A 23748-nucleotide genomic window follows, 5' to 3' on the forward strand; every position below is an offset into this window, starting at 1 on the left:
GCCGGACGGCGTCTGGTGGTAAGGAATGACCTCATAGCCGCTGAACGGCTGATGCTGCGTGGCGGCGTCAGTCAGCACCAGGGTGTGCTTGTCCGCATCGTGGCTGAAGTGATACGCAATCCCCTCCAGCTCCATCAGGCGGCTGATGAAGTCCAGGCTCGACTCCTGATACTGCACGCAGTAGTCCCAGACCCGGTAGCTGCCGGTGAGTTTATCCTCAACGTTGACCTGATGCTCGCCCAGCAGGGTTTTCACAATCTGCGGCACAGTCTGGCCCTGGAAAATACGCAGGTTGCGGTCGCGCTTCATCGGCCACAGGTCCGGCTCCACCGTCAGCTGGTACACCGCATAGCGCGTGCCCGTCAGCTCAACGGCGCTCACCGCCACGCGGGTAATCTTGCCGTTAATATAGCGGGACGTCAGCAGGCTCTGCGTCGGGATGGTCACCGTGACCGGCTGGCCCAGCAGCTTACTGCGGTCAATGCGCGCGTCCGTGCCGAGTACGGTCAGCGTCAGCGCGAACGACTCGGACATCGCCTCGCGGCCCGTCAGTTTCCAGAACAGAAGCCCCTCCACCGGGAGCTGAACGGTAATTCGGTTGAGCATAATCTTTATTCCATTTAGCTTATGCGATGCAAAAAAGCGGGTCGCATCTCTGATAAAGCATCATTCAAGAAAGGGGCTTTTCCCGCTCGTTCATCCAAAAAACAAGAGAGTAGATTTTCAGTGACTCTGATGTGACAAATAGCCCTACATTCAACCAGACGTTTGAAATTCCAAACACGCTTACTAAAAGAGGGAAAAATGAGACTGAACATCTGAATGAAATCAAACGAAATAATTCCTGAGCAAGAGCAAATTTGACTGCACCGTTCTTTCGTTTGAAGAATAACCAGGCCGAAGCAAACAAAGAGAGTAGCAAAAGTAAGTCAAGCACAAAAAAAAGCATGACCAAAATGCTGAAACCATCACCTGCAAAATAATTCAACGAAGCACTAAATGCTTTTGCGTCAGAAAGAAATGGGATTCTGTTGTGGCGTACTGAATTCGCGCAATAAATTAAAATTGCGAGAAGATCCATACTTCCCCAGAAATACCCTGATTTACTCTTTAAATGAGCGACATTTTGTTTATACACGTAATTAACACTGACAAAAATGGAATTCCGCATCTTCGCTTCAGCTAACTCTCCGGGGTCGGAGACAAAAGGGCCTGTCGTTTTTCACTGACGGTGGTCAATTAAGACCACCGCTACTAAGCCAACTGAGCTTTCAATCCTAAAGCGATTTTGTACATAAAGAGGAGAGACGCTCTTCGAACACCTTTGGAATAAGTCTCTGGTCTTGAAGATCGTGCATTACTAAGGATTCACCAGCCAGGTGCCCGGCTTGCTGATATCCAGCGTCTGGCTGCGCGTTCTCCCGTTGCCCTGCAGCTCAATCTTCGTCTCACCGGCTGGCAGCTTGAGCGAGGCATAGCCGTTGGTCGCCGGACGCAGCGCTTTTGGTTCGCCGTTCACTTTCAGCGTTTCACCGTCCTGGATACGGATATAAACCAGCGCGACCGGGCTGGCGCCGGCAGGTGGTGGCGTCTGTTGCGCCGTCGCTGGCTCGCTCACCGTCGCCGTTTCTGGCTTCACCTCTGGCGCGTTCGCGGCAGTTTCTGTCGGACGCGTCTCTGACGGAGCCTGGGCAGCCTGCTCAGGCGCATCATTCCCACCGCTGAACAGCATCGCCCCAGCGACAACGCCCACCAGCACGCCCGCGGCAACCATGCCCGGGATCTTATAGCGACGCCAGTCGAGCACCGAAGCTGGCTTCTCTTCCTCAACCGGAACCAGCATGGTGCCGGTTTTTTTGGCGGTGAGCACGTCATTGATCCCGGCGACCGGCATCTCAATCAGCGCCGCGAATTCGTCGATAGACTGCGGACGGTCCTCCATGTGCAGCGCCAGCGCGCGGTCGATGGCCTGCAGCAGCGGGATGGAGTAGCCCTGCGGCATGATTTCCACCAGCGGCTTACAGGTATCCTGGATGGAGCGCACCACGCTGACCGGCGGCGGAGAACCCACAATCAGGGTACGCAGCACCGCGCCGAGGGCGTAAATATCCGTCCACGGCCCCTGCTCGCTCTCGTTATCGTCGGTGTACTGCTCAATCGGCGCAAAGCCGGGGCGCAGCATGGTTTCCGTTTCGTCGGAAAGGTTACCGATGGTGCGGCGCGCGGAGCCGAAATCGAGCAGCACCGGCAGGCCGTTATCCTGGATCTGAATGTTATCCAGAGAGATATCACGGTGCAGATAGCCTTCGTCGTGGATGGTCTTGATCGCGCCGAACAGCATCGGCAGCGTGCGGCGGATCCAGGCCTCGTTGATCAGCTCCGGTTTTTCTTCGCGCAGGCGTGAAAGCGTGGTGCCGCTATAAAACAGCGTCCCCATGTAAGCCGTGTCATTTTGCACCCAGAAACGCAGGACGTGCAGCAGGTTCGGGTGGTTAAACCGCGCCAGCAGACGCGCTTCCTGAATAAAGCTGTTCAGGCCCGCGGAAAATGCTTTGCCAAAGCGCTCGCTGCGCAGCACCAGGGTCATGTCGTCGCCGCGCACGGCGAGCGAGGAAGGCATAAATTCTTTGATAGCGATAGTGCGTTCGAGCTGGTGATCCCACGCGCGATAGACAATGCCAAAACCGCCGCCGCCGATCACCTCTTTGATTTCAAACTCGTTGAAGCGGTACCCGACCGGGAGCGCGTTTGGGACAGTCCGATTGTTATCATTATCCGTCATCTTTTACAGTTCTCTTGATGATTATTACGCGGCAAACTGACAGTGAAACTCGCCCTGCTCGCAGGTGACATGCAGGCGTCGGAACTGCTCGTCGCTGCGGCTGGCGGTAAGTAAGATCTGGCTCATCTGAGGCAGCAGGGTGTTAGTCAGAATAGCATCCACCATGCGGCCACCGGACTCCACCTCGGTGCAGCGCTGAACAATCTGTTCCACCACGCTGTCGTCAAACTCAGAAATAATGCTGTGATTTTCTTCCAGACGACGCTGAATGCGCTTGAGCTGCAGGCGCACAATCTGCCCGAGCATCTCGTCGCTGAGCGGGTAGTACGGCACCACCAGCAGGCGGCCCAGCAGCGCCGGCGGGAATACTTCCAGCAGCGGCTGGCGCAGCGCGCCGCTTAACGCGTCAGGCTCCGGCATCAGCTCCGGATCGGCGCACATGGCGCTTATCAGCTCGGTGCCCACGTTGGACGTCAGAATGATAATGGTGTTACGGAAATCAATGTGGCGCCCCTCGCCGTCCTCCATCCAGCCTTTGTCGAAGACCTGGAAGAAGATCTCATGGACGTCCGGGTGCGCTTTTTCAATTTCGTCCAGCAGCACCACGCTGTAGGGGCGACGGCGCACGGCCTCGGTTAACACGCCGCCTTCACCATACCCTACGTACCCCGGAGGCGCACCTTTTAAGGTGGAAACGGTGTGCGCTTCCTGGAACTCGCTCATGTTGATGGTGATAACGTTCTGCTCGCCGCCGTACAGGGATTCCGCCAGCGCCAGCGCGGTTTCGGTTTTCCCGACGCCGGACGGGCCGCACAGCATAAAGACGCCCACCGGTTTGTTCGGATCGTCGAGCTTCGCCCGCGAGGTTTTCACGCGGCGGGCAATGAGATCCAGCCCGTGACGCTGGCCGATAACGCGCTGGTTCAGCGTATCGGCAAGGTTCAGCACCGCGTCGATCTCGTTTTTCACCATCCGGCCCAGCGGGATCCCGGTCCAGTCAGAGACGACTGCGGCGACCACGTTTTCATCTACCGCCGCAAACAGCAGCGGCTCGTCACCCTGCAAGGCGTTCAGCGCCTGCTGCTGCTCCGCCAGCTGGCTGCGCAGCTCGGCGGTCTCTTCCTCGCCCGCCGCAAACAGCGCGGCGCGCAGGCGGATGATCTCCTGCACCAGACCGCGCTCGTCTTCCCAGCGCCGGGCCAGAGCTTCGCGTTTTGTTTCATACGCGTCGCGCTCTGTGATTAATGCCGTTACGCGCTCTGCGTCACCGGCGCCGACGCGCGCTTCGCGTTCAGCAATTTCAATTTCAACGTCCAGCGCGGCAAGATGGCGCAGGCAGTCTTCCAGCTGCGCCGGCGGCGCGCTCTGGCTGACGGCCACGCGGGCACAGGCGGTGTCGAGCAGCGCAACGGCTTTGTCCGGCAGCTGACGCGCCGGGATATAGCGATGGGACAGCTTCACCGCCGCGCTGACCGCTTCGTCGAGCAGCAGGACCTGGTGGTGCGTCTCCAGCGGCGACACGGTGCTGCGTAGCATCAGAATGGCTTTCGCTTCGTCCGGCTCGTGAACCTGTACGGTCTGGAAACGACGGGTCAGCGCCGGGTCTTTCTCGATGTACTTTTTGTATTCCGCCCAGGTGGTGGCGCCGATGGTGCGTAGCTGACCGCGCGCCAGGGCCGGCTTCAGCAGGTTCGCCGCATCGCCGGTTCCCTGCTGGCCGCCTGCACCAATCAGAGTGTGGATCTCATCGATAAACAGGATAATCGGCGTGGCGCTGGACTGGACTTCGTTAATGAGCGCCTGCAGACGGGCTTCAAACTCGCCTTTCATGCCCGCGCCTGCCTGCAGCATGCCGATATCCAGCAGCCACAGCTGAATATTTTGCAGCGGCTCCGGCACGTCGCCGTCGGCGATACGCAGCGCCAGCCCTTCAACGACTGCGGTTTTGCCGACCCCGGCCTCCCCGGTCAGCAGCGGGTTGTTCTGGCGGCGGCGCATCAGGATATCCACCATCTGGCGGATCTCCTCGTCGCGCCCGACAACCGGGTCAATCTTCCCGTCGCGGGCGCGGGCGGTCAGGTCCTGGCCATACTGGGCCAGCGTCCCCTGCGCAGCCGGTACCATACCCGCCGGTGCATCGACGGCGGCAGCGGCCTGCTGCGTCTCTTTGCTGTTGGCGCAAATAGCGTCGAACTGCTCGATCAGCACTTCGACGTTAAGGCGGGTGAACTGCGACGAGATGCTTTTCAGCACGTTGGCCAGATTCCAGGTCTTGAGGATGCCAATCAGCAAATGGCCGCCGCGAATGCGGCTGACGCCAAACTTCAGCGAGCCGAAGACCCAGGCGCGCTCCACGGCGCTGTCGATATGTTCGGAGAGATCGGAAACGGAACTTGCGCCGCGCGGCAGAGCGTCCAGCGCCGCCACGATATCGCGCGTTAGCTGCTGTTCGTCGAGGGCAAAGTGGCGGATGACCTGCTGCAGATCGCCATCCTGCTGCTGCATCAGCTGATGCAGCCAGTGCACCAGCTCAACGTAGGGGTTGCCGCGCAGCTTGCAGAAGGCAGTCGCGCTTTCCAGAGAGGTAAATAACAGCGTATCCAGTTTGCCGAAAAGCACGGCACGGCTAATTTCTGACATGTTCGGTTCCGTTGATAACAATGCGTTAGAAAAATTTATCGCTCTGCGCGATACACCAGATCGCCACGCGGGACAGGCTGCGGCTGATGCCCCAGCCAGGTGTTAAAGCCTAATCGCCCATCGCTGCCGAGCGTGGTGCCCTGCACCGCGTCTTCACGCAGGATCACCCGTGTTTCCCATTCAAACTCAATTCCCGCGTACTGGCGCACCCAGTCGCGCAGCTCGGTGACCCACGCTTCGCCCGGCAGAAAGCGGTTGTACTCCTCCGCACTCAGCGGGCCAATCTCGATACGAAACTTATGCTGCACGTCGCGGACGGCAACGCCGAGAAAAGCGGATTCCCCCATGCGCGGCATGCGGCGTCCTGCTCCCAGCTGCGCCTGCTCGCGGGTGGAGAGCGGCATCCACTGCGGCACGTTGCTCACCAGCTTAACCGGCGCTTTAAAATAGCTGCGCAGGATCTTCTCCAGCCCTTCCGGATCCCGCCCGTGGCGGGTCAGGTGCCCGGCGTGGGTAAAGCGGGCATGGGCGCTCAGGCTGCCCTTGTTCATCTGACCCGGCTGTCCCATGCCGATCAGCGACGCCAGGTAGCCCTCAAAGCGCTTATTGTCGGCGCGATCGAGGGAAACGGCAGGCTGCGCATCCGCCCAGGCGCGGTAAAATAGCAGCGCAAGACGATGATGGAACAGATCGGCAAACGCGCTGAGGCTGGTGTCCTGATGATGATGAATCCGCTCGCGGGCGTACTCGGTCATATGCACCGGCAGCGGGCCGTTCGGGCCAAACAGGCCAAAGCTGAGGATCGACACCTCATGCAGCCCGCTTTCCTCACGCTGTCGCACCTGGGCCAGCGTCGACGGCGCAAAGCTCATTGAGGGCTGCTGGCCAATGCGCAGCGGCTCAAATTTCGGCAGCGGCGCGCGGCCCAGCGGGTAACGCTCGCCACCCTGGGCATCAATGCGCCTTAACAGCTGAAACAGATCGTAGCGCCAGGGCGTCTCGCGGACCCCGTGCCAGAACGTATCCGGCAGCTTCGTCAGGCGATGCACGCGCAGCGGTGCGGTGGCAGCGTCACTCATACCAGCGCCCTTTTACCCATGCGCGGTGCCCAGTAGCCTATCTCGCCGCGCTGCTGACTCTTCAGGGTGAACTCGGTGAAGCTGTTGATGGAGACCAGACGGGCAAAAAGGCGCTCCATCACGCTGCCGAAAAGCCACGGGCTGGCGCCGGAAAACGCCCGCTCGTCCACCGTCAGGGTGATGCCAATTCCGCGGGCGAAAACGACCGGGCCGGGTTCAGGCACGCGGCGGTGTACCGGCTCCAGCACACAGTGGCGAACCCCCTCCACCTGACGCGCAACCGGCGTTTCGGCCAGGTTGGCATACAGACCTAACAGCTGGCGCAGCGCCGCTGCCCCCTCTTCATTTTCGCTGTCCATCAGGCTGAGGTAGTTCATCTGCAGCTGGCTGATGAGCCGCCAGGTGCTGAACCCTTCCGCCAGCGCCGGACGCGGCGGCGTCGGGCCTTTGCGCAGGGTTAACCCCTTCACCGGCATGGAGTCGGCCATAATGAACTGCCCGAGCTCCTGCTGCAGCATCAGCGGCAGGTCGCGGCTGGTACAGAGCACCTCGGCAGAGATGTAGCGCAGGTTTTCCTGCCACGGGGCATGCTGTTCATCCACCAGCGAGACAAAGACCTCCGAGCCGATATAGCCGGTACGGGTGCCGTAACGCAGGGCGTGTTCGGAGAGCACGCGCTGTTCCCGACGCAGGGAAAAATAGGCCCCGTAGTTGCCCGCGTCGCCGCTCCAGGTGCTCCAGAACGGACGAAACGTCTGGTCGTCGCGCTGGCCGTCGGCGCTGCCAAAAATTTTATTTACCGCATAAATTTCGTAGTCCAGCGGACGGATGTTATCGACCACCAGATGGTATTCATGCTGGCCTTCATTCAGCTTCTGCCGGGCCGCCACTTTCGGGAACAGGTTGATGACCGGCGTGCAGTGCAGCGCCAGATGGCTGGCGTCGACCACGCGCTCCAGCTGTTCATCCGACTTATCCAGCAGAATGAAGATATCGAAGGCTTTTTCGTTTTCGCAGCGCTGGATAAGCGTGCTCAGACCGCTCAGGCTGATAAAGCGGAAGCGGGCCGGAAACGCAAAATACTCCTGCAGCAGACGGTAGCCGTCAAAGTTGCGCAGATCGTCCGGGAGGAGCGCCTGGTCCGGCGCAAAGCCCTCCTGACGCAGCGCATCCGTTGCCAGCAGCTGTCGCTGCGGCTGCGGGCTGACCGTCTGGCAGACGATCCCGGCGTGGTGCTCCATCACCAACTCCAGCAGCTTCAGCGCCTCAATGTCCGGGCCGCTGAGGAAAAACTCCAGCCGGTCAAAATTCAGGTGCCCAAGGTTTTGCGGGCCGTCGCAGGCAATGCGGATCCGCAAGGCGCTGTTGATCCCCCGCTGGCTTAAGCCGAGCTGCGCCAGCGGCAGGTCAGCGGGCACGCCGCCGAGCTCCACTTTGTCGATTTTCAGCGGCAGCAGATTAACCTCGTGCGCGGTGGTATAGCTGCAGGTTACGCCGGTTTTTTTCAGCGCCAGGCTGTCCATCATGGTGCCGCGCGGCACAATAAAGCCGTTGCTCAGATCGCCGCGGCTGCTGTCGGGCTCAATTTCCGCAATCGCCATTGAAGGGGTGGGCGCGAGGTAGTTCGGCGCGATCATCTCCAGCAGACGCTGGGAGAAACGCGGAAACTCCGCGTCCATTTTCATCTGCACGCGGGAGGTCAGAAACGCGAAACCTTCCATCAGGCGTTCGGTGTACGGGTCCGCCACTTCGATGCCGCGCATGCCCAGCCGCCCGGCGACCTTCGGATAGCGTTCGGCAAACTCGGCCCCCATTTCGCGCAGGTAGGCCAGCTCACGGTTGTAATATTCGAGCAGTTTACTTTCCATGATTACCCCGCATCTTTCAGTTCAAAATGGCCATTTTCCAGATCGACATCGGTACGAAACAGAAACTCCAGCGGGTACGGCACACACCATAAGCGCCCTTTAATCTCGATGGAGAGCACGTTATGCAGATCCAGCGAGGAGGTATCCGACACGCAGCGGACCTGCAGCCCCTGCGGCAAAATGCGCGGTTCAAAATTGATGATGGCCTCGGTGAGCTTGCGCTGAATGTCGTGCCATTCGATGTCCGACATTCTCTTCCCGGCCAGCGGCGCGACGCCGAAGTTAACCACCGAGCGGCTCACGTGCGGTAGCGCGCTTAAATCGCCGGAGGCATCGTGGTTGATGGTGTTAAACAGCCACTGCAGATCCCGCAGCACGTTACGACGCAGCGCGGCGTGGGTGATCAGGTTGCTGTTAGCCGGCTCGCGTTTTTTTTCCGGATCGTTATCGGTGAGGCGATCGAGCAGCGAAGGCTGCATTTTGTCGCGCGCACCCACCTTCTCCTGCCTGCTGCGGGCTTGCCAGCCGCTGCGCAGCAGATCGCCTTCGCCAGCGGGATTACTCATCGGCTCCATCCGTCGCAAACGACACGAGGCTTAACGACAGCAACGGGCTTTCGCTTTGCTCGCTGAGCCAGGCTTTCTGGCCCATCCCTTCGTACAGGGTGCCGTCCTCGTCGAGCGGCTGCCACTCGGTAGTGCGGCCCAGTTTGATCGCATCCGACGCATCGGCAGCAAACGGGTAACGCGCCGGGATCTGACAGACCTGCTCCGTACCGTCAGTCAGGCGCACCAGCGCGTGACGCCAGACCAGATCGGTCACGCTGGCAGGCGCCTGGAAACGGATCTCGGCGATAGCGTTAAACGGCAGCCAGAAATAGCGGCCGTTCACGATGGTTTCGCACACCGGGCCGAGACGGGCATCGCCGTCCATCAGCCAGTCAAACGGCTGAGCCTCATCGTTTTCGAGGGTGATGTGACCGGGAGTGGCCTGCGCCTGGTCAAGCGCTTCAAGGCGCAGCGACCGGGCACGCTCGCCCTCCTCGCGGAGCGCCGCGGCCAGGGTGGTCAGCCACGGCCACTGAGTTTCAGGCATGGCCGGACGCGCCTGCCCCGCCATCACCTGTGCGCGCTGCAGCTCGCCCTGAATGGACTGCTCCAGCAGCGTGACGGTGGGTTTCGCCTGCGGCTTCAGCGCCAGCCAGCTTTTCAGCTGGGTCAGCGCGCGCGTCCCGTTGCCGCTGAGGATTAAAAACTGCACGAACGCGGCGCGGAGGTCTGCATCTGCCGGACGGGCTTTGATCTCCGCTTCAAGACGCGCCAGCGCGTCGTTGAGCGTTTCACCCGCCAGGTGTTGATAGAGCGTATTCATAGCCATTCCTTAATTCGCCGCGCGCCAGGCGCCCACTGCCGGATCGCGCAGCTGAGGACGCAGGGTATCAATCAGAACGATATTCAGCGGGGTGCCTGGGGCAACCCAGGCGCTCCAGGTTTTCTTCACCGCCGCAATACGCGCCTGCAGTTTTGCATCGTCGCTGGCGGTCTCGCGGGAAATTTCTACCGCTACCGTGCCGTTGCTCTTCCAGCTGTTCAGGGTGCTGTCGTAAGGCAGGATCATCCAGCTCTGATCGCTGTCTGGCGTGCTGAATACCATGCGCTCTTTATTGACGGAGGTGATCAGCGCGTTTTCCGGATCGGCGCTCTGATTCAGCCCCATCACCGGGAAGCCGTGAATGTACGTCACCGCCATCTCTTTCTGCCCGCCGTTGCGGGACTGAGAGATAACGGTGTGACCGCTCAGCCAGCTGCCGTTACCGCAGCGGGTGGTGTCAGAATCCGGAATAAAGAGCGCCGGAGCGGACGCGCCGCCCTCCCAGAAGGTGCGCAGGTGGCAGCCATCCTGCAGGGTAAACTCCTGCCACGGCGTGCGGTCGGCAGCAACGGTGCGGGAAGCCACGTTCTGATCGGGTGGCAGTAACGCGCCGCTGGCTGGGGTTGCGGTGACGGTCTCGGCAGGCGCGGCCTGCTGCTGTTTCACCACCAGCGCCCAGTCCTGCGCTTTAGCTGCCGTGCCCTGCGCCAGCGTCGTTCCCTCGGGATCGTTGAGCGTCCAGCTGAGTTTATTCACTTTGCTGCACTGGTGTTCCAGCAGCGAGCCAAGACGCGGCACAAAGTTTTCCAGCACGGAGACGTCTTTCTTGCCGTTCGCCACAATGCGCAGCGCCACTTCTGGCTTACACCAGCTCTGCGGGGTGTTGTCTTTGATGTTGTCGATCCAGATATCCAGCTTCTGCGCAGGAGACTGCACGATGCGGAAATTTTCAGCCTGCGCGGTGGAGGTCGCCGCCAGAAGTGCCAAACCCGATAGCCAAAGTTTCATATCGTTCCTTGTGTGTCTAATCAGTTCCGCAGGGAAGAAATTGTGCTGCATCAGAGAGGGTGTGCAGCAAAGTGGTGTCCTGAGGGTTGCCCATCCATACCGCCAGGGCGGTATAGTTATCCTGCGCATTCCCCTCCTGCTCGCCATTCTTTTGAATGATTTGGTTCATTAAGGTCAGCCACTCCTGCGGCGTATTGACCATGTGCAGCGACTGCTTCATTTGCTCTTCGCTGACGCCGTGCCAGAACCCGTCGGTGCAGAGTAAAAAGGCATCGCCGTCTTCTACCTGCACCACGTCGCTGTAGCTCGCTTCCGGTCCGCCGTTTTCAATCCCCAGCGCCAGATAAAGCAGGTTGCTGTTGAGATCGTCCGTCTGATGCCCGGCATCCTTCATCTGCTGCACCAGACTGTGGTCCGTGGTGACGTGCCACAGCCACCCCCGGCGAAACAGGTACAGGCGGCTGTCGCCGGCATGCGCCCAGTACGCCAGCCCGTAGTCCCGGTCAATAAACAGGCTGACCAGCGTCGTGCCCATCCGGCGATAGTCCTGAACGGCCTGCTGTTCGCTCAGAATGGTGCGATTCGCCGTCTGCACGTAGTCGCGGATATGCTGCGCGTTGAGGTGCTTGTCGCCATCGAAGCGGGAGATAATGCTGTTACGGGCCAGTTCCGCGGCGACTTCACCACCGGGCAGACCCGCGATGCCGTCGCAGACGACAAAGCAGGCCGAGCGTTCCCCTATGGTTTCTCCCGTCTGATCCTGGTTGCTGGCGCGCGTCCCCTGGCGGGAGAGAGAAGCGGTTGCGATATTCATTTGTCTTCCGATCCGCTCTGTGAGTCTTTGTACTGATTCACCTCCATGTCATACGCATGAAGGAAGGCTTCGCCGAACAGGGTGTGGAAGTCATCCTCAATCTCGCCCGCCGTCTCGCCATAGCTGCGAACAAAATAGTCCCACAGGGCGGCTTTGCGGCTGCCCGGCAGCGCCAGACGCGAGGTCATGCCGTTCTGCTTCGCCTGCTCCTCCAGCTGTTCCGGGTTAAAGGACTGCAGCATCGCTGCGATGATGGCGCGGATACCGGAGATCATCCCCAGCTGGTGCGCCTGCAGGTCGATCAGCGCGTCGCGCACCGATTTGGTCGGCGGCATAAAGCCCGGCATCGGGGTGCCGAACATCTGAATTAAGACGGTTTTCCCGGTCGGCAACAGCTTGAACGGGTTGTTGGCATCGTCCAGCACCATGGTCATATCGGCTTTTACGCCGCGTTTCAGGATGGAGCGCGACGAGAGCAGCGCCACGGTGCCCTGCGAGAACATGCCGAGAATCTGCCCCAACTGACGCATATTTTCCCGGTCAAACTGCGGAACAGGCTGCATTTCGCTCAGGCCCATACCTTCAAGCAGCGCCTGCAGCAGCTCGCCCTGCAGCACTTCACCCTTCTCGCCATTATTCGGGCTGGCGGTTGGGGATGCCGCGTTATTGACCGGGTCGATGCGCAGGCGCCCCTTCGGTGCCTGAGCGCTGCTGCGCGCAACGGCCTGCGGCGTAGGCATGGTGAAGCCTGCGTAATCCGGCCGCGCTGGCTCTTCTTCACGCGGCGTTTCCTGCGGCTCTGGGGCGAACAGCGGAGAATCGGCAAGCACGTCCTCTTCCTGCTCCGGTTCAGGCGTTGGTGCTGGCTTTTCGTCGGCAATATCATCCGGGTGGGTCAACGGTGCTCCGCCCATCAGCCCGAGCGGGTCATCATTGCGCGCGGCTGGCGCGCTGGCCTTTCCACCGAACAGCGCCAGCGGGTCAAGCTCGTCCGCCGCGTCTTCTTTAGGGGCGGGTTGCCCCTCAACCGGCGGCACCAGCGTGGAAGGCGTAACGTCGTCAAAAATGCTCTCTTTTTTGAACAGCGCTTCGTCGCTGAACAGCGTGTCCGGGTCGACGTTCTTGCGCTCAAGCGTTGGATCGCTGTCGTTGAACATCGCCAACGGATCTTCGGCATTACGCTCAGGCGCGGCGGGCTGGGAGAAGGGATCCTGTGAGGCCGCAGACTGCGGTTTTGCGCGGTTGCTGGAGATGCTGTCGGAGATGGAGAACTCCTGCATCAGGCTGTCCCAGATTTCGGAAGGCACGGCGGTCGGTTCCGCCTTCCCGCGTGGCGCGGGGTTAGCAGGCTTCGCTTGCGCTGCAGGCGCAGCGGGTGCGGCTGTCGGACGTGACTGCTGCTGCATGCTGGCCGCCATGCGGCTCACCGGCTGCGTGTCGTGGATCAGTTCAGTCACTTCAATACGGTAGTCATCAATACCGAGAATGTCGCCATCCTGCAGTTCAACCTGACGTCCGCGTTCCAGCGGAATATCGTTTAATACCACGCGGGTGACGCTGCCACGGTTGGTGACACGGCATTCGCCCTGAGCGTCAACGTGGACAATGGCCTGCAGACGCGAGATGGTGCGGTCATTGTCCGGCAATACCAGATTGTTATCCGTACCGCGCCCAATGGTGCCGCCCGGGGCGTAAAAATCACAGCTGCTTTGCGGCGGCTGATGACCGGGTTTCGTAGAAATAATCGTGAATCGCATGGCGTATTCCTGCTGGTATGATTAGCGCTCAAACGCTGCCGCTCTCGGGACGAGAACGGCGGCGTTTGGGGCCGCTTCCACTGCTTCTATTTTGCGGTTTTGAGCGGACGAATCGCGTCGCTGTTGGCGATTAAGCTGCACTTTAAAACCTGATATTGGCCCGGTTCAGTACCGCCTATCTTCTCTTTCAGAGAAGAAACAATGATCTGGTCAGCTTTTTCAAAATTTTCAGCAGGGAGATTGCTTGCTTCCAGCCAGGCGGCCGCGCTGGCCTCTGCATCATCTTTCAGACTTTTACTGTCCGCGATCTTACTGATGCAACGGTTTTGCACCCAATTTTCAAAGATTTGTTGCTGAGTAAAAGCGCTGACGGCAGGCAGATTTTGGGCATAAACAGCAGAGGCATTGATAGCCAATACCAGCAGTAATAAACGTTTCATTTCAGGCTCCAGAAGGTGGCGTTGGTCGGAATAAACGAACCATTACCCGGTGAGCCGAGGAAATGGCAATCATCAGAGCAAATATTTCCATTCCAGAGTGTGACATGACCGGTTGCGTCGCTCCAGCCATGCCCGGTAAAGATGATAATGCCTTGCTTGCCTGCAAATTGCGCAGGCGTTGGGGAAGAGACCGACATATCTGCATTGCCCAGTACCGTGGGGAGAAATGCAATCATATCTTTAACGCGGAACATATAGCGCTTTTTGTCGTTCCCGGTCACTGTCGCATATTTACTGTTAGAGGGGATCGGAATGCCACAGTAATTTAAAACGTAACTCATACGAATTGGGCAGGCATTTTTAAAAATACCGGCGTCGATATTATGCTGAACTTTTCCACCCAATAATTTGCCAACCTGTTCTACGTTTACGTTCACTTCTCTGAATCTGTTCCAGGCGGCACCAAAAGCAGGACGCATATGAGACATCTCGTTTCTCCTTGATAAGAAGCTCAGGGTAAAGTGAGCCCTTTCGGGCCCACTATTATTATGCTTCTTTGTTTTCTTTGATATTCCAGCCAGCGCTGCTTTCAGCACCTTTACCACCCGACGTGGTCTGCTCCCAGTACTGCTGTTTCACTTTCGCAGCCTGGAATGCATAGGTCACACCCACGGTGTCGCCGTTGTCTGCACCGGTGTACTGAACGGAAGTCACCAGCACATCTTCCAGCGTAATGCGGGAGTATTCCACCTGCTGACCGCCCGCTTTACAGACGGACAGCTCAACCTTAGTCAGGTGTTTACCGCTGGCGCAGTGTTTCAGGATAGCGGTGGTGGATTTGTCGATCAGCGCGTTAACGTGCAGGTCGTTAAAGTTAACTTTACCGGCACCGCCGCCACCGCCAACGCTCATATTACCTGGCTGGGAAGCGCCCCAGGAGAAGGAGGTAATATCAGTCCAGCCGGTGTGGTTAGAATCTTTAGATTCGCCCGTAACACCCTCGACCTTCAGAAACATATCAATAGCCATAATATCTACTCTTCGTGGATGAACAATATTGCTTTCGAAAAAGCACTTATATGGCAAACAGGAAAGCATGGGGCTGAATAAAACCGTCCATATTTTACCTCTGCCTCATATCAAATGACCCGTGTCATTTGACAGTCTTACATTCCTCCAAAATAACGGAATGAATGTGAAGTCATTATTACCGTTCCAGCCGTCTTTCTTGCCGGCCCGTGCAGATGTTGCTCTTACGCGTCTTTCGTCTTCAGCGACGGCAGTTTAGAAACCAGACGCAGAGAAACGGTCAGACCTTCCAGCTGGTAGTGTGGACGCAGGAAGAACTTCGCGGCGTAGTAGCCCGGGTTGTCTTCGATTTCCTGCACCTGCACTTCCGCAGCCGCCAGCGGTTTGCGGGACTTGGTTTCCTGGGAGGAGTTAGCCGGGTCGCCGTCGACGTAGTTCATCACCCAGTCGTTCAGCCAGCGCTCCATCTCTTCGCGCTCGCGGAAGGAGCCGATTTTGTCGCGCACGATGCACTTCAGGTAGTGGGCAAAGCGGCAGCAGGCGAACAGGTACGGCAGACGAGACGCCAGGCGCGCGTTGGCGGTCGCATCCGGATCGTGGTACTCCGCCGGTTTTTGCAGAGACTGCGCGCCGATGAAGGCGGCAAAGTCGGAGTTTTTACGGTGAACCAGCGGCATAAAGCCGTTTTTCGCCAGCTCGGCTTCGCGACGATCGCTGATGGCGATCTCGGTCGGGCACTTCATGTCCACGCCGCCGTCATCGCTCGGGAAGGTGTGGCACGGCAGGTTTTCCACCGCCCCGCCGGACTCCACGCCGCGAATCGAGGTGCACCAGCCGTACTCTTTAAAGGAGCGGTTGATATTGGCCGCCATCGCATAAGCCGCGTTCGCCCACGAGTAGCTGTTGTGGTTCGCGCCATCGGTCTGCTCTTCAAAATCGAAGCTGTCCACCGGGTTGGTGCGAATGCCGTACGGCAGGCGCGACAGGAAGCGCGGCATCACCAGCCCCAGATAGCGGGCGTCTTCCGATTCACGCAGTGAACGCCAGGCGGCGTATTCGGTGTTCTGGAAGATCTTGGTCAGATCGCGCGGGTTGGCCAGCTCCTGCCAGGACTCCATCTGCATCACGCCCGGCGCGGTACCGGTAATGAACGGACAGTGCGCCGCAGAGCCGATGCGCGCCATTTCCCCCAGCAGCTCAACGTCCTGCGGGCTGTGGTCGAAATAGTAGTCGCCGACGATGCAGCCAAACGGCTCGCCGCCGAACTGACCGTACTCCTGCTCGTAGATTTTCTTGAAGATCGGGCTCTGGTCCCAGCCCACGCCCTTGTAGCGCTTCAGGGTGCGGCCCAGCTCCTGCTTGGAGATGCTCATAAAGCGGATCTTCAGCATCTCGTCAGTTTCGGTATTGTTGACCAGGTAGCTCAGACCGCGCCAGGCGCTCTCCAGCTTCTGAAACTCTTCGTGGTGAATGATCTGGTTCACCTGCTGCGAGAGCTGCTCGTCGATACCGGCAATCAGGTTCTGAATGGTGCGGTAGGTGTCGTTCGAGAAGGTAACGGTATTTTCCAGCGCCTGCTGCGCCAGGGTCTTGACCGCACTCTCCACGGCGGAACGCGCCTGATCGGTTTTCGGGCGGAACTCTTTGTTCAGCAGCGCGCTGAACTCATCCTGGCTGAACGCCTGACCCGCCTGCTGATCGTGTTGTTGAGTCTGGTTGCTCATCGATTATTCCTCGCTACCTTTCGCACTTTCGTCATTTTTTGGCATCTGGCTCAGGGATTTGAGCAGCGTCGGATCCTGAAGGATTTTTGCGATCAGCTCTTCCGCGCCGTTTTTGCCGTCCATGTAGGTCAGCAGGTTAGAGAGCTGCGTGCGCGCCTCCAGCAGCTTGTTCAGCGGCTCGACTTTGCGGGCCACCGCGTCCGGCAGGAAGTCGTCCATGCTGTCGAAGGTCAGATCGACGTTGAGCTTACCTTCGCCGGTCAGGGTGTTATCTACCTGGAACGCCACGCGCGGCTTCAGCGCCTTCATGCGTTCATCGAAGTTATCGATGTCGATTTCCAGGAATTTACGCTCGTCGACGGCTGGCAGATTTTCCACCGGCTTGCCAACCAGATCGGCCATAACGCCCATCACAAACGGCAGCTGAATTTTGCGTTCTGCACCGTAGATCTCTACGTCGTATTCGATCTGCACGCGGGGAGCACGGTTGCGTGCGATGAATTTCTGTCCACTGTTACTCATTGCCATGATGTTCTCCATCAAAGATGCGCGGTGAAGGTGAAACGGCAGACTCCATGCCTGTCGTCATAATGCCAGGACGCGTCATTCGCGGCGTCCAAAGATGTTTTCCAGTTGGTTAACGCCGTCTGGCGCCAGGTCGCGAATAATGTCCATAAAGTTAAGTTCTGACAGCCGCTGCACCCGTTCAATCATCAGCGGCGCGGGGTGGCTCGGTTCGTACTGCGCGAAATACTGCTTCGCTTTTTCCAGCATTAGCTGCGCGTCGGCGCGGCTGGTAACCTGCACGCTGCGCCAGTCGGTGACCGGCTGAACGGGCTGCGCTGCCGCAGGCTGCGGCTCAGCGTGCTGTTCAGCCTGCGCTTCACGGTTCGGCAGCAGCTTGCTGATGTCGGTCACCTGACACGCGCTGGCGACCAGCCCCACTGTTTTCAGCAGCTGTTCCATTTCCGGTACGCCGCTTTCACCGAGATGCCCGGTGAGCAACTCGCGGATGGCCAGCAGCCGTTCGTTAATCACAATGACCGCTGCGGTCCCCGGCTGGTCGCCGCGCGCCAGTTCGTCAATCAGCCTCGGGCGACCGCCGGGATAGTCCGGACACTCGGTTTTACTGCCGTCCAGCAGCGCCTGGGCGTCACGCAGCGAAATTTCATCGCCGTTTGAACGCAGCAGCGAGGCGTTACGTACCGCGACGGTGAGCTCGGATTTATCGCTCAGCCCTGCCAGAGCGTTAATGCGATAGAACGGGTCGGTTTCGCCATACTCTTCCAGCAGCGGATAGAGCGGCTCCCAGTAGCGCGCGATAGCCTCCTGCACCAGCAACAGCCCGTCCGCGTAGCCCGCAAGACCGCGACGGCGGGTCCAGGCGTGGGTTAACGCCAGCATCACGCGAAGATCTTTGGTGCGGCTCAGCAGGCTGGTAGCGAATTTTTCTACCGTGTTCCAGTCCGCAGGCTCTGCCGGGATGATGGTGTCGCCAAACTGCTGTTCCGCTTTGCCCTGACTGGCCTGGTTCATCGCCTGGAAATCAGCGTCATATTCCAGATTGTCGCCACAGGGCTTATCGGGACTTATTGGCGCGAGAAATTCTTCGATATTCATGAGATCCCTGCTTATTCAAACATAGGCGGATAGAGACCGTGACGCCCCGGGCGGGCGCCCCCTGCCGGGTCGAACAGCAGGGTAAAAAGCTGCCCGGTGAAGTTGCCGCTGTGAACGTGGGTGTATAGCGGGTAACCGTCGCAGCGGTTAGTCCACCAGTAGCTGGTCTGACGCAGCGGGTCAAAGCACTCTGCCGCCTGCGGCCAGCCCAGCGTGCTTTGGCCGTCCTCGTCGTAACCAATGACGTCGAGGATGTCAGAGCGCTTCTGTGGCTCGACGGGCTGCGGCGCCGGAATGGACATCAGCATCTCATCCAGCTGCGAGGCGGAAAAGCTGTTACGCACCGCGTGCAGCCCCAGACGACCAATTTGCTGATACCAGCTCTCCGCCTGGCTGAGCAGGCTGGTCGACCACTCTGACGGGGCGAAGCTCAACTGAATGCAGACCGGGTACTGTCGGCCAACGCTGTCGCGGCCGGGCAGCAGGCAGCCCATCTGGATCATCTGGCTACCCAGCATCGGCGGGACGACGAAATTCCAGACCGGAGCTTTGGTGAAGTGGCGCTCGCCGCTGCGCTGCTCTTCCTGCTGCCAGGCCAGCAGGCCAACCTGAAACCAGTGCGACCACTGGCGCTGTAAGGTGTCAGGAAAACGACGCTGCAGGAAATCTCCGGCGCTGGGTAATTTGCCATACCAGCTGTAGCGGTTCATCGCAGGGGTATTCGTCATACGGCTGTCCTTGCGGTTATGGGCATGAAAAACGGGGAAGCTGGAACGGGTTGCGGATGCTGTTAGGCGCAAACTCCAGCGTGACCTGATGTCCGTCGACGTTGAAGGTGGCCTGACGGCTCAGGCTTCCCGCGCCCGGGCTGGTGCTCGCTTTGTCAAAAAAGCGGTTTAACGCCCAGGAGCCGTTGGTCACAAGCGTCGCGGTGCTGCCGTTAGCCAGACCCAGCTGCATACGGACCTGGTTGGTGCCGCCCGGCCCCGGCCAGTTCATGATCTGCACCGCCTGCGGACCGTGGCTGTAACGCAGCAGCTGGCCGTCGACATCCAGCGTCAGGTTCAGAATGGTGTTATCCATTCGCACGGTGCGAACCGTCACCTTGAAAGACGGAGTGGTTGCGCCGTTAGCAAAGAAGGCGTCGCGAATCGACTGGGCCTGCTGGAACGGTCTCAGCAGCCCTTCGCTGCCCGGCAGGGTTTTACCGTCGATACCCGGCATAAAGCGCCAGTTTGCCTGCGTCGTATCCACTTTGCTGGTCAGGTTGTCGCGAAAGAAGGTATCCATCAGCCCGGTGCCCGGCGCGAACATGCGGGCGAGATCGTCCGGAGTGACCTCAGTGCTGGCGCTGCGCACCAGCGGGTAGCGACCGGCGATCGCCTGACGGCAGAAACCGCCGACTTCAACGTTGATCCGCTTACGCACGTTTTCCAGATCGCGGCGCTGGGTATCGCTACTGGCCCCCACCGCCATGTTGCTGAACATGGTTTGCAATCCGCCCGGCAGTCGACCGGCGCTGGCCTGCAGACGGCTGATCGCCTCGCCGCCCGGCGCCGGCATACCGCTGTTGGCGGCGTCCTGCACGGCGGTCAGGTAACGATAAAGCTCATCCACCTGCTTGAGAAAATCGTCAAACACGATGGTCTTGCCACCCTTTTCCAGCGGCTGGGCCAGCTCAATCATCGGCGCGTAGTGGTCAGTCACCAGCTGCTCCGGCGCCTGAGTAATCGCGGCAGCCTGCGTCGGGGCATTGTCATTATTGCTGAACAGCGCTTCCAGCGTGCGGGTGGCGCGGTTGCTCTGCGCCTGCGCTTTATCGGCATCTTCCGGTGCCGGGGTATCCCGGGAGAGCGTCAGCACCTGGCTCAGGTTCTGCACCAGACGGCGCAGGGGCGAGTTTGCGCCAGAGAGCAGGCGCGCAGTGTTGATGCGCTGGGAGAGATCGGCGCTGTTGTTAAGCTGGATGTCGGCGAGAAAGCGATCCCAGTTCGCGATAAAGTCGCGCATGTAGAGCTGGCGTACGGCGTTATCGATCTGCTGTTTATCTTCCTGCGCGGTCGCGGCGCCCAGCACCCAGGCGTCGTCTTCATGCAGGGCGGTCGTTACGCTGTCAATCTGGCTGTTAAAGCTTTTCCAGTAACCGTCCGGCGTATAAAGACCCGGCACCCCTTCGCTCACCGGCTTACCGCTTTTGCGGGAAAACACCAGCTCGCTCTGTGGCCCGCCCAGGTCGGAAAGGGAGACCGGTTTGAGGTTGTCGTCATGTTCCAGCAGGCGCTTCAGGCGACCGTAGACGCGGGTTGAAAGCGGCTGCTGGCCGATCAGCGCTCTTTCACGCGCCACCAGGGATTCGTCCTGCGCGTACGGCGAGGCCTGAATTTTCGGCTCCAGCAGCTGGGTGAGATGCCATTCGAGCTGCTGCAGCTGCGCCTTCGTGACGTTTTGCGGCAGGTTGCGCTGCAGGTTGAGCATCACCCAGGAGTGCAGGAATTTGCCGTCGTAGTGCTTCGGCTGATAGAGCATCTGATAGGCTTTCAGCGCCTCGTAGCTGTACTCCACGTCGCTGCCGTTGTCGTTGCGCAGCCAGGTGGTGATGTGCATAGCAACGGCGGGCAACAGCAGCTGATCCAGCGCTTTCTGGTACAGGGACTGCGAAGCATCGCTGACGTCATCCCCACGGTAAAGCCCCATGCGGCGGGAGACTGGCGGATCGTTGACATCAAACGCGTCGCTTTTCGGCAGGTCCACCAGGCCATTCAGCAATGGCAGCAGATCGTACAGGTCACGCTGCGGCTGGTTCTGCAACGCTTTGCTCTGCTGGTCCAGCAGCGGCACCTTCGCATCCACCTCTTCCAGATAGGCCTTGTTTTTAGCATAGCTGGTCAGCCACAGCCCGCCGAGGATCGCCAGCAGGGCCAGCAGCGCCACGTAGCCGGACCAGATCACCGCCCGGTTGCGCAGCTCCCACCAGCGGTTTTCCCCGGCGATCCCGGCTTCCTGGAAAATAACGTTTTGCAGCAGGTTCTTGATGAAGAAACTCTGGCCCTTCGCGCCCGGGATTGGGGCTTCTTTACTGACCGAATCCCAGTTATCGCGCTCTGCCCCTTCCGGCAGGGAGAGCGCGCGGTTCAGTTCGCCCATTACGCGGTCAAACGGCATGCCTTCCTGCGTCCCGCTGGCGAAGTAGATCCCGCGCGGGGAGAACTCAGTTTCGAAGTTGGAGCGCGCAAAGACCGTGCTCAGGTAGTCCGCCAGCAGCGGACGCAGCGCGGCGAACTCCTGCGGGAAGAGATACGCTTCGGCGCGGGTTTTCGCGTCATGCTCTTTGAGCATGGTTTCCGGCAGCCCGGCATCAAGACGCTGCTGTAACAGAGAAAATTCCTGCTGGAAGTTGCCCATCAGGTCGTAATCGGCGTGTTTGGTCTGCTCCCACGGCAGCGTGAAGCCCCAGATCTGGTCGCGCTGCGCTTTATCGTAGTCGGCAAACCAGGCGCGGAAGCCTTTGAGAAGGTCGGCCTTGGTCACCATCACGTACACCGGGAAGCGGATACCCAGCTGTTCATGCAGCTCGGACAGGCGCTGGCGCAGGTTCACCGCCTGCTGGCGGGACGCCTCGGCAGACTGGGTCAGCAGGTCCGAAATGCTGATCGTGACGATGACGCCGTTGATCGGCTGGCGGCGACGGTACTTGCGCAGTAGCCCCATGAACTGCAGCCACTCACCGGCATCCTGCGCCTGCTCGCTCTCCTGGGTGGTATAGCGACCCGCGGTGTCCAGCAGCACGGCTTCGTTGGTGAACCACCAGTCGCAGTTGCGCGTGCCGCCAATACCGCGCAGCGCGGTCTTACCGAAACGGTCGGCCAGCGGGAACTGCAGCCCGGAGTTCACCAGCGCCGTGGTTTTACCGGAGCCCGGCGCGCCGATAATGACGTACCATGGCAGCTGATAGAGATATTGCGTGCTGAAGCGCTGGGTCCACTGAGCGCCCTGGCCCGCTTTGCTGAAGTGCGCTTTTTTAAGCATCTGCGCGGCTTCATCAAAACGGCTGGCGAGGATCTGCTCCTCGCTGTTCAGGCGCTGCTGCGGATCCGCCGCCTCCGGGCTGGTGGTGTTCTCGTTGAGCTTGTCCATCAGCTTGCGGTTCAGCCAGGCGTTATAAAGGCGCGGCAGAATATGGCCCTGCGCCCACAGCAGGTAGACCACGGCGATACTGATGATGCGGTTCTGTTCGGATTCGAGCGGTCGGGTGTCCACGATGGACAACAGCGGGCCAATCATCCAGATCACCGCCGCCAGCGCCGTTACGCCGAGGAAGCTCCACAGAATGCGGTTGGTCAGAATGGAAAGAAGTGTAGTCAGCATCCTTAGTTTCCTTGCGGCAATCCGTTCAGCTCGGCCTGGGTGTTTTCAGGCGACACCAGCAGAGTAATTTCCACACGGCGGTTACGGGCGCGGTTTTCCGGCGTCGTGTTCGGCGCCACCGGGTTAATCTCGCCCCGCCCTTCCGCCTTCACGCGGCCAGGCTGAGAGAGGCTTCCCTGCAGCATTTTCTGTACGGAGCGCGCGCGTTCCAGTGAGAGCTCGTAGTTAGAGGCAAAGCGCGCGCTGCGGATCGGCACGTTATCGCTGTAGCCCACCACCAGAATTTTGCCGCTGACGTTGTTCATCGCCTGCGCAATGCGGTTGATGACCGGTTCATAGCGGTCGCGCACGACGGTCGAGGCGGAGTCAAACAGCCCATCGCCCTTCAGGATCACGACGCTGCGATCTGCCTGGTCTTTTACCGCCACCAGGCCCGCCTCAATTTCAGGCTTCAGGAAGCCGCGCAGGTTAAGCACCGCGGGCAGCTGACGCGCCGGCTGCTGGATGGTGGTTTCCGGCAGCTGGGACTGATAAATCTTCGCCAGCACCGGGTTGGTGTTGTCGCCAAGGCGCCAGTTAAGCACGATGTAAAACAGGCAGGCGATAAACCCGGCCAGCGCCACGCAGGCCCACAGGGGAACCATCGGCCGCCAGAGCTTGCGCAGCACCGGACGATCTTCCGGATGAGGAGAAAGCGGCGGCGGATAGCTGCCGCGCACGCCGCGGATCATTTGCCACAGCCGCTGCTTGATGGTTTCAAGCTGGGTGCGGCCATTGTCCAGCACCCGATAGCGCCCCTCGAAGCCGAGCAGCAGGCAGTAGTTGATCATCTCCAGCAGCAGGATATGCTCGCGCGGATTCTGCGACAGGCGCGCCAGCAGCTGGAAGAACTTTTCGCCGCCCCAGGTTTCGTTATGGAACGTCACCAGCAGGCCATTGCTGGACCAGACGCCGCTGCTGCCCCAGGGAGTCAGCGCGGCGGCCTCGTCCAGCGCCGTGCACAGGCAGTAGCGCGCCCCGACGATCACTTCGTAGGGCAGCCCCGCCTGCTGACAGCGGACTTCAAAACGGCGAATCTCATCGATCAGGCGCTGGCGTAACGCCACCTGATCGTCATGTGATACCGAATGACGGATCTGCGGAATCGCGTTGAGCAGCGGATTGGCGGCCGCCACCAGCTGATTGTTGCTACTGGCTCCGGTAAACGCGGCATCACTGCCGCTATCCTGTCGTTCCTGCATATTAAGCGCT

At 59.8% G+C, this 23748-nt stretch carries 20 protein-coding genes; all 20 read right to left on the reverse strand.

Going from position 1 to position 23748, the window contains the following annotated elements; genetic code table 11:
- A partial coding sequence (locus tag INF77_RS17170; RefSeq protein WP_193532491.1) for a type VI secretion system Vgr family protein occupies window positions 1–606 on the reverse strand: 606 nt, incomplete at its 3' end.
- Between the two features lie 64 nt (window positions 607–670).
- Window positions 671–1081, reverse strand: a complete 411-nt coding sequence (locus tag INF77_RS17175) for a hypothetical protein (RefSeq protein ID WP_223824753.1) — start codon at window positions 1079–1081, stop codon at window positions 671–673.
- 279 nt (window positions 1082–1360) lie between these two features.
- Entirely contained in the window at window positions 1361–2782 is a 1422-nt protein-coding gene (locus tag INF77_RS17180) for a serine/threonine-protein kinase (RefSeq protein WP_193532492.1), read from the reverse strand.
- 24 nt (window positions 2783–2806) lie between these two features.
- On the reverse strand, window positions 2807–5422 hold the full coding sequence (gene tssH / locus INF77_RS17185) for a type VI secretion system ATPase TssH (protein ID WP_193532493.1): 2616 nt from the start codon (window positions 5420–5422) through the stop codon (window positions 2807–2809).
- A 35-nt stretch (window positions 5423–5457) separates the two neighbouring features.
- Complete coding sequence (tssG, locus tag INF77_RS17190; RefSeq protein WP_045630816.1) at window positions 5458–6501, reverse strand: type VI secretion system baseplate subunit TssG; 1044 nt, start codon at window positions 6499–6501, stop codon at window positions 5458–5460.
- On the reverse strand, window positions 6498–8369 hold the full coding sequence (gene tssF, locus INF77_RS17195) for a type VI secretion system baseplate subunit TssF (RefSeq protein ID WP_045260272.1): 1872 nt from the start codon (window positions 8367–8369) through the stop codon (window positions 6498–6500). The genes tssG and tssF overlap by 4 nt, the downstream gene beginning before the upstream one ends.
- A gap of 2 nt (window positions 8370–8371) precedes the next feature.
- The gene (gene tssE, locus INF77_RS17200) at window positions 8372–8935 is read right to left on the reverse strand and encodes a type VI secretion system baseplate subunit TssE (protein WP_028013485.1); all 564 of its coding nucleotides are present in this window, start codon (window positions 8933–8935) and stop codon (window positions 8372–8374) included.
- Window positions 8928–9740 (reverse strand): type VI secretion system accessory protein TagJ, encoded by an 813-nt coding sequence (locus tag INF77_RS17205; RefSeq protein ID WP_047367782.1) that lies wholly within the window; start codon window positions 9738–9740, stop codon window positions 8928–8930. The genes tssE and INF77_RS17205 overlap by 8 nt, the downstream gene beginning before the upstream one ends.
- 9 nt (window positions 9741–9749) lie before the next feature.
- The gene (locus INF77_RS17210) at window positions 9750–10748 is read right to left on the reverse strand and encodes a hypothetical protein (RefSeq protein ID WP_063437358.1); all 999 of its coding nucleotides are present in this window, start codon (window positions 10746–10748) and stop codon (window positions 9750–9752) included.
- A 16-nt stretch (window positions 10749–10764) separates the two neighbouring features.
- A complete protein-coding gene (locus INF77_RS17215) occupies window positions 10765–11562 on the reverse strand; it encodes a PP2C family serine/threonine-protein phosphatase (protein ID WP_023336024.1) in 798 nt (265 codons plus the stop codon).
- The gene (tagH, locus tag INF77_RS17220; protein ID WP_193532494.1) at window positions 11559–13319 is read right to left on the reverse strand and encodes a type VI secretion system-associated FHA domain protein TagH; all 1761 of its coding nucleotides are present in this window, start codon (window positions 13317–13319) and stop codon (window positions 11559–11561) included. Before tagH ends, INF77_RS17215 begins: the two co-directional genes overlap by 4 nt.
- 86 nt (window positions 13320–13405) lie before the next feature.
- Complete coding sequence (locus INF77_RS17225; RefSeq protein ID WP_047364888.1) at window positions 13406–13759, reverse strand: T6SS amidase immunity protein Tai4 family protein; 354 nt, start codon at window positions 13757–13759, stop codon at window positions 13406–13408.
- Window positions 13756–14247 (reverse strand): type VI secretion system amidase effector protein Tae4, encoded by a 492-nt coding sequence (locus INF77_RS17230; RefSeq protein ID WP_023330611.1) that lies wholly within the window; start codon window positions 14245–14247, stop codon window positions 13756–13758. Before INF77_RS17230 ends, INF77_RS17225 begins: the two co-directional genes overlap by 4 nt.
- 58 nt (window positions 14248–14305) lie before the next feature.
- A complete protein-coding gene (locus INF77_RS17235; RefSeq protein WP_008502640.1) occupies window positions 14306–14788 on the reverse strand; it encodes a type VI secretion system tube protein Hcp in 483 nt (160 codons plus the stop codon).
- A 224-nt stretch (window positions 14789–15012) separates the two neighbouring features.
- Window positions 15013–16512, reverse strand: a complete 1500-nt coding sequence (gene tssC, locus INF77_RS17240) for a type VI secretion system contractile sheath large subunit (protein ID WP_006810956.1) — start codon at window positions 16510–16512, stop codon at window positions 15013–15015.
- A gap of 3 nt (window positions 16513–16515) precedes the next feature.
- Window positions 16516–17040, reverse strand: a complete 525-nt coding sequence (tssB, locus tag INF77_RS17245) for a type VI secretion system contractile sheath small subunit (protein ID WP_022648413.1) — start codon at window positions 17038–17040, stop codon at window positions 16516–16518.
- Between the two features lie 75 nt (window positions 17041–17115).
- Window positions 17116–18132 carry a type VI secretion system protein TssA gene (gene tssA / locus INF77_RS17250; RefSeq protein WP_048956570.1) on the reverse strand — a complete coding sequence of 339 codons (1017 nt, stop codon included), beginning with the start codon at window positions 18130–18132 and terminating at the stop codon, window positions 17116–17118.
- Window positions 18133–18143: 11 nt separating this feature from the next.
- Window positions 18144–18860: a type VI secretion system-associated protein TagF gene (tagF, locus tag INF77_RS17255; protein ID WP_193532495.1), complete on the reverse strand. Its 717-nt coding sequence runs from the start codon at window positions 18858–18860 to the stop codon at window positions 18144–18146.
- A gap of 16 nt (window positions 18861–18876) precedes the next feature.
- Window positions 18877–22497 carry a type VI secretion system membrane subunit TssM gene (gene tssM / locus INF77_RS17260; RefSeq protein WP_193532496.1) on the reverse strand — a complete coding sequence of 1207 codons (3621 nt, stop codon included), beginning with the start codon at window positions 22495–22497 and terminating at the stop codon, window positions 18877–18879.
- A gap of 2 nt (window positions 22498–22499) precedes the next feature.
- Complete coding sequence (locus tag INF77_RS17265; RefSeq protein ID WP_193532497.1) at window positions 22500–23738, reverse strand: DotU family type VI secretion system protein; 1239 nt, start codon at window positions 23736–23738, stop codon at window positions 22500–22502.
- Window positions 23739–23748: the final 10 nt, after the last annotated feature.

Source organism: Enterobacter cloacae complex sp. P1B, assembly GCF_014982345.1.
Lineage (GTDB): Bacteria > Pseudomonadota > Gammaproteobacteria > Enterobacterales > Enterobacteriaceae > Enterobacter > Enterobacter bugandensis.

Bases quoted from the DNA above. Each gene is read 5' to 3' on its own strand.
- INF77_RS17175 (WP_223824753.1), bottom strand. From the start codon at position 1,081: ATGGATCTTCTCGCAATTTTAATTTATTGCGCGAATTCAGTACGCCAC.
- INF77_RS17180 (WP_193532492.1), bottom strand. From the start codon at position 2,782: ATGACGGATAATGATAACAATCGGACTGTCCCAAACGCGCTCCCGGTC.
- tssH (WP_193532493.1), bottom strand. From the start codon at position 5,422: ATGTCAGAAATTAGCCGTGCCGTGCTTTTCGGCAAACTGGATACGCTG.
- tssG (WP_045630816.1), bottom strand. From the start codon at position 6,501: ATGAGTGACGCTGCCACCGCACCGCTGCGCGTGCATCGCCTGACGAAG.
- tssF (WP_045260272.1), bottom strand. From the start codon at position 8,369: ATGGAAAGTAAACTGCTCGAATATTACAACCGTGAGCTGGCCTACCTG.
- tssE (WP_028013485.1), bottom strand. From the start codon at position 8,935: ATGAGTAATCCCGCTGGCGAAGGCGATCTGCTGCGCAGCGGCTGGCAA.
- INF77_RS17205 (WP_047367782.1), bottom strand. From the start codon at position 9,740: ATGAATACGCTCTATCAACACCTGGCGGGTGAAACGCTCAACGACGCG.
- INF77_RS17210 (WP_063437358.1), bottom strand. From the start codon at position 10,748: ATGAAACTTTGGCTATCGGGTTTGGCACTTCTGGCGGCGACCTCCACC.
- INF77_RS17215 (WP_023336024.1), bottom strand. From the start codon at position 11,562: ATGAATATCGCAACCGCTTCTCTCTCCCGCCAGGGGACGCGCGCCAGC.
- tagH (WP_193532494.1), bottom strand. From the start codon at position 13,319: ATGCGATTCACGATTATTTCTACGAAACCCGGTCATCAGCCGCCGCAA.
- INF77_RS17225 (WP_047364888.1), bottom strand. From the start codon at position 13,759: ATGAAACGTTTATTACTGCTGGTATTGGCTATCAATGCCTCTGCTGTT.
- INF77_RS17230 (WP_023330611.1), bottom strand. From the start codon at position 14,247: ATGTCTCATATGCGTCCTGCTTTTGGTGCCGCCTGGAACAGATTCAGA.
- INF77_RS17235 (WP_008502640.1), bottom strand. From the start codon at position 14,788: ATGGCTATTGATATGTTTCTGAAGGTCGAGGGTGTTACGGGCGAATCT.
- tssC (WP_006810956.1), bottom strand. From the start codon at position 16,512: ATGAGCAACCAGACTCAACAACACGATCAGCAGGCGGGTCAGGCGTTC.
- tssB (WP_022648413.1), bottom strand. From the start codon at position 17,040: ATGGCAATGAGTAACAGTGGACAGAAATTCATCGCACGCAACCGTGCT.
- tssA (WP_048956570.1), bottom strand. From the start codon at position 18,132: ATGAATATCGAAGAATTTCTCGCGCCAATAAGTCCCGATAAGCCCTGT.
- tagF (WP_193532495.1), bottom strand. From the start codon at position 18,860: ATGACGAATACCCCTGCGATGAACCGCTACAGCTGGTATGGCAAATTA.
- tssM (WP_193532496.1), bottom strand. From the start codon at position 22,497: ATGCTGACTACACTTCTTTCCATTCTGACCAACCGCATTCTGTGGAGC.
- INF77_RS17265 (WP_193532497.1), bottom strand. From the start codon at position 23,738: ATGCAGGAACGACAGGATAGCGGCAGTGATGCCGCGTTTACCGGAGCC.